Origin of the sequence: Mycobacterium sp. E2462 (genome assembly GCF_001672685.1) — a bacterium.
Lineage (GTDB): Bacteria > Actinomycetota > Actinomycetes > Mycobacteriales > Mycobacteriaceae > Mycobacterium.
The window spans coordinates 1-736 of sequence record NZ_LZKC01000228.1; the positions used below are offsets into that span (position 1 = coordinate 1).

Annotated in this window: 1 pseudogene; it reads right to left on the minus strand. The window is 78.9% G+C overall.

Features of this window, described 5'->3' with window-relative positions:
* A pseudogene (locus A5714_RS26570) lies at positions 1 to 736 on the minus strand (hypothetical protein); the annotation flags it as partial.

Genomic DNA, 736 nt, shown 5'->3' on the forward strand with positions numbered 1-736 from the left:
CTACCCGCTCGCCGGCATCCTCGGCGACGACGCCGCGACGGTCACCGGATCCGGACACCGCGACACCCCGCCGGCCGACGCGCTGTCGGCGGGCCTCGCCGCCCTGGGCGCCGCCGACCCCGCCTGCGCCGGGGCCTCGGCCGTGGCGCCCACCTGTTCGGCGCGCGCGGTGAGCAGCCACACCGCGCGGCAGCGCGGCCCGATCAGGCCGGCGTAGTCGGGTAGGCCCGCGTCGGGACGGCGCCCGATGTGGTCGATCGCCGCGGCGGGGTCGGTGTGATCGAGGGCGGGGGCGATGACGACCAGGATCTCGGCCTCGACGGGCGCGACGACGCGGGAGTCACCCTGTGCCGCAATGGCTTCGGTGATCCGCCGGGCCAGCTCGGCCGAGCTTTCGTCGGCGTGCAGGCCGATGGTCAGCGCGCCCGGCCGGTCGGCGACCGGCGCCGCGGCCTGCCAGTCCTCGACGGCGACGGTGAGCGCCGGCGCGGGCGGCGTTGCGTCAGCGAGCCGGTCCGGGGCCACCCACAGGTGCACCGCCCGCATCGGCGCGTTGGGGAACCCACGCAGCGGTGGGCGGTTGGCGGCCGGGACGGCGGGCGCCCAGTCGCAGGCGGGGTCGGCGGCGCCCAGGGCGGCGAGGCCCGCCGACAGCGCGTCGGCCGGCGGGGTGTCGCGGTGTCCGGATCCGGTGACCGTCGCGGCGTCGTCGCCGAGGATGCCGGCGAGCGGGTAG